This is a genomic window from Flavobacteriales bacterium (assembly GCA_013214975.1).
GTDB lineage: Bacteria > Bacteroidota > Bacteroidia > DT-38 > DT-38 > DT-38.
Window position 1 is genome coordinate 1 of sequence record JABSPR010000226.1, and the last position, 5,147, is coordinate 5,147.

General features: G+C 31.8%; 5 protein-coding genes. All 5 read right to left on the minus strand.

Annotated features, from left to right (window positions below; genetic code table 11):
- A partial coding sequence (locus HRT72_07545; GenBank protein NQY67560.1) for an ATP-binding cassette domain-containing protein occupies nucleotides 1-530 on the minus strand: 530 nt, incomplete at its 3' end.
- A complete protein-coding gene (locus tag HRT72_07550) occupies nucleotides 530-1,315 on the minus strand; it encodes an ABC transporter ATP-binding protein (protein ID NQY67561.1) in 786 nt (261 codons plus the stop codon). The genes HRT72_07545 and HRT72_07550, both read right to left, overlap by 1 nt.
- Complete coding sequence (locus HRT72_07555; GenBank protein NQY67562.1) at nucleotides 1,308-2,345, minus strand: ABC transporter permease subunit; 1,038 nt, start codon at nucleotides 2,343-2,345, stop codon at nucleotides 1,308-1,310. The genes HRT72_07550 and HRT72_07555 overlap by 8 nt, the downstream gene beginning before the upstream one ends.
- A gap of 1 nt (nucleotide 2,346) precedes the next feature.
- Nucleotides 2,347-3,360, minus strand: coding sequence for an ABC transporter permease subunit (locus HRT72_07560; protein NQY67563.1), 1,014 nt, complete (start codon nucleotides 3,358-3,360; stop codon nucleotides 2,347-2,349).
- On the minus strand, nucleotides 3,357-5,147 hold a 1,791-nt coding region (locus tag HRT72_07565; GenBank protein ID NQY67564.1), incomplete at its 5' end, for an ABC transporter substrate-binding protein. The genes HRT72_07560 and HRT72_07565, both read right to left, overlap by 4 nt.

Here is a 5,147-nt window from a genome sequence, read left to right on the forward strand (position 1 = left end):
ATAATTAGTTTAGGACTTAAACCTAAAGTTCTAGCAATATTTATTCTTTGTCTTTGACCACCAGAAAAGGCATGGGGATAACGCGACAAATGATCCGCATTTAGTCCAACTTTCTCTAATAATTCAATGACTTTAAATTCTAGATTTTTTTTATCTACTACGTCATGCCTCAAAAGAGGTTTAGAAATAATTTCATAAATTGTATTTTTTGGATTAAGGGAAGAATAAGACTCTTGATAAATGATTTGATAATCTTTTCGATATTTATCCCAAGCATTCATATTTTTAATATCAATTTGTTTGCCATTTAAATATAATTCACCAGAAGTTATGGGTACTAGTCCTAACAGATTGTATCCCAAAGTACTCTTTCCCGATCCAGATTCACCCACAAGAGAAATAATCTTTCCTTCTTGTAGTTCTAAATCTACTCCATCTACTGCCTTTACAAAAGAGGTCTCCTTAGAAAATAATTTTTTCTTCAGCGGGAACCAAGTTTTTAAAGATTTACAACTTAATAAAGTTTTCATTATAATTTTGGAACAGCTTCAATTAACTGTCGACTATAAGAATGTTTTAAACCTGATAAATCATTTTTCATATCATGGGTTTCCACAATTTCACCCTTACACATTATGGCCATATGATCCGCATATTGAGAAACTAGAGCCAAATTGTGAGATATAAAAATAATTGACATTCCCATTTCTTCTTGAATTTCTAAAAGTAAATCCATTACTTGAGCCTGAATAGTTACATCTAATGCTGTTGTGGGTTCATCGGCTATCAAAAGTTTTGGTTTTAACAAGATCGCCATTGCAATCATGACCCTTTGTTGCATCCCACCTGAAAGTTCATGTGGGTAGGCATTTAATATTCGTTCAACATCAGTAAATCCAACCTTACCCATCACCTCATATATACCGGTATTTACATTTCCATCAAAGGAATGATAGGAAAAAACTTCTGCTAGTTGCTTTTTAACTTTCATTAAGGGATTAAGAGCAGACCCCGGTTCTTGGAATATCATACTTATTTCATTACCCCTAATTTTACTTTTCTCTTGCTCAGTAATTTTTAAAAGATCTACACCCTCAAAATAAATTTCACCATTCTTGAGATACCCGCCCGGCTGAGGAAACATATCAAAGATAGCAAAAGAACTAATACCTTTTCCCGATCCAGATTCACCCACCAAAGAAAATAGTTCTCGTGTTTTAACTTGGATACTTACATCAGAAGTGAGTAAAATATCTTCATCCCCTTTTTTAAGGCCAATAGATACCTTTCTATAATCTAAAATAATATTAGTCATGTGCTCTATTCCCTTTAGGATCAAAGGCTTCCCTCACGCCCTCTCCTATGAATGTTGCTAATAACAAAGTAATAAATAATGCAGTCACCGCAGAAATTGTAATCCAAGGGGCATACAAACTTTGTAAACCTTGACTTAATAGTTCACCCCAGGAGGGTGTTGGAGGTTGGAGACCAAATCCCAAAAAGTCCAATGCAGTTAAAGCTCCTATACTTCCAATTAATGAAAAAGGCGCTATCGTGATCACAGGAGTAATAGCGTTTGGTAATATTTCTGAAAAAAAGATATTAATATTGGATAAGCCTAAAGACTTTGCTGCTTTTATATAGGTATAATTCTTAATTTTTAAAAATTCCCCTCTCATATAATATGATAAGCCGATCCATTGAAACAAACTCATTACTATAATGAGCATAGTAAAACTTCTTCCATAAATAGAACCTATTAAAATAACAATATATAAAAAAGGTAGTGTAGACCAAATTTCTATAGCCCTTTGTATATAAATATCTACCCTTCCAGCAAAATACCCTTGAACCCCCCCTATAATTATCCCGATTATTGTGGAAATAATTGTAAGAGATATAGCAAATGACATACATATCCTAAATCCATGAATTAACCGAGATAAAATATCTCTTCCACTTATATCCGTACCCACCCAATGGACTAAGGAGGGCGCATGAGGAGGTACACCTTTAGATTCTAAATAAGAATGCAAAGGATCGTGAGGTATAATTGGCTGTATACACCAATTTGATTCATTTTTAAAAAAACCTTCATAAATCATTGATGTATAATCCGCTTCGGTTTTATAATCACCTCCAAATTCTAAATCTTGATAAAAAAAAACCGAAGGAAAATAATAGTTTACATTATATTTCATTATTAAAGGTTTATCAATTGCAATGAAATGACTAAACAATGAAAGGAGATAAGCAATCGATAGAATCAAAAAAGAATAATAAGAGCGCTTTATTTTTTTAAATGAAATCCACCTATTAATTGTGCTCTCGGAAAAAATTATAATTTTATTTAAAATCAATTCTTGGATCCACTACCACATACATCACATCTGCAAACAACCGTCCTAGTAATGTCATAATACTCGAAAGAAAAATTATTCCCATCACCAAATTATAATCTCTCGCCAGAATTGCGTTATACGAGAGTAGGCCCATACCATCGATATCAAAAACTTTTTCAATAAGTAAAGCACCAGCAAACATTACAGTAAATATCTCTCCTATTCTCGTAGCAATGGGAATTAACCCATTTCTAAATGCGTGTTTCCATATTGCTTTATTTAATGTAGAACCTTTTAAAATAGCAGTCCTAATATAGTCTTTATTTATTTCTTCTAGCAAACTATTTTTAAAAAGCATAGTTAAAAAGGCAAACTCACCCGCCATATAACAAATCATCGGAAGTATCATATGGTGCAAAAAGTCGGTAATTTTTCCAGTAACACTTAAAGACTCAAAATTATCAGAAATTATGTTTGACAATGGGAATATATCTAAAAAGGTTCCACCACAAAATAATATGATAAGCAAGGTTCCCAAAGCGTAACCTGGAATGACATAGCCCGAAAAAATAAAAATAGAACTCCATTTATCAAATCTTGTCAAATTGTATATTGCTTTATATAGTCCTAAAGGAATACAAATTAAATAGGACAAAATAAATGAAGTTAAACCAAAAAATATTGAAATAGGAAATTTGCTAACAATGACATCCCACACAGGTTCATTATGAGAATATGATTCTCCGAGATCTAAAGTAAGTACATTTTTGACCCATAATAAATATCTTATATGAACCGGTTTATCAAATCCAAAATATTTTTTTATATTCTCAATTTCATCAGTGTCTAATGCTCTACTAGTGTCTCCACCGCTGGCAACACTAGCCTGTCTTACCTTGACCAAATATTCCTCTACCGGGCCCCCAGGGACTATTTGAAATAACCCAAAGCAAACTAGAGTTATTCCAAATAAAGTAGGTACAATTAATAATAATCTCTTTAATAAATATCTTTTCATGGCTGATAATGAATATCAACATCCCTCATACTAACGGAAAGGTTTTCCTTTCTGTTTTGATTTAATAATTTTAATTTAGCTGCATCTTGCCACCAATAAGTGATGATAGATGCTTCGCTACCATATTTATCAAAAACATATTTTGGCCGGCCGTATTTATTCCAACTTAAAAGGCGATGATTATCATTTTGCCAAAGTAATATATATGGTATCTCTTCTGCCAATATTGTATCTATTTCTCTTAAAATTTTATTGCGTTTTTCAATATCCATAATCGTCTTTTGTTTTTCGATTAAAGCATCTATCTTTTTATTTTTTATACCAGATATATTATAACTGGATTCTTTATCTGCATATTCAGAAAACCATAATGATTCTGGGTTTTTCAAGCGTCCCGCACCCCATGCTGACCAATGTAGATCAAAATCCCTCTTATCAATTTTTTTACGAATAGTCGCCATACTCAACTGTTGAATATCTACAACGATACCTACTTTTTTTAATGCTTGAGAATAAATATTAAGGTGTCTGGCAATAACATCTGGATCAAAGGCCATTATTTTTATTTTAAAAATTTCTCCATTCTTTTCTAAATGTCCTTTATCGTTCACCAACCACCCTGCTTCTTTAAAAAGTTTTCTAGCACCATCTGGATCAAACTCAACTAAAGTTACTTTAGGATTAATATTATTTTTATATAGATCTGGATAATAACAATTTAACAAAAAGTACTGATCGTACATTAATTTTTTATTCATTGTCCGTCTGTCTAACAATTTTGATAGAGCGATTCGAACTCTTTTATCTTGAAATCTTTTCTTCCTTAAATTGACTGCAAATCCTTGAAATCCAATAGGCTCTTTATTAAATATTCTCTCTCTCGATACCCAACCTTTATTGACAGCTTTAAAATGAGTTTGCTTTACCCAAAGTGAAGAAGTATAAATGGAATACACATCAAAATCTCCCTTCTTAAGTGCCTCTAAAGCTTTATTCCGGTCATTCATGAATTTGTACTTAATAGATTTTAAATTAAATTTATAACGATTATAGGCTAATTTTTCACCCCACCAATTAGTCATTTTTTCCAAATATAAATATCTATTTTTTTTCAATTCTTTTATATAGTAAGGGCCACAAGTAACTGGAAATTCAAAATTAATTTTATTGAAATTAACATTACTCCAAACATGCTTAGGAAACGGAACTAATCCACCGGCTTCATAAAAATTTTGCCAATGTGAATCTTTGGCCTTTATCGAAAAAGACTTTTTATTTATTATTACTGGACGATTAAATCTTTTAAGCCCTATTTTAGATACTGGCGTTAGGTTTGTAGGATTCATAATCACATCGTAATAAAATTGAAAATCCTCACTCGTTATATCAGTCCCATCACTCCATTTAGCAAAATCTCTAATTTTAAAGGTATAAGTTTTTTTATCTTTAGAAACTATCCAGCTTTCAGCAAGATTGCCAATGACTTTATTTTGAGTGCTATGAAGAGTAAAAAGCGGCTCAAACATCAAACCCATTAGAACCGAAGAAAAGTGAGTTCCATTTAGCCAAGCATTCAATGTTTTAGGGAATGCACTACCCCAAGTTTTAATACTACCTCCAATAACAGCTCTTTTATCGGCTATTTCATCTGATTCTCCAATATACTTATTTAGATTGTGAAGTACATATTCATCACCCAACTTATCCTTAGAAATCTGATTTTCAGTGCAACTAAAAAACGTAAATATTATAAATACTAGAGTAGTAATCTTCCCCATAAAATCTCC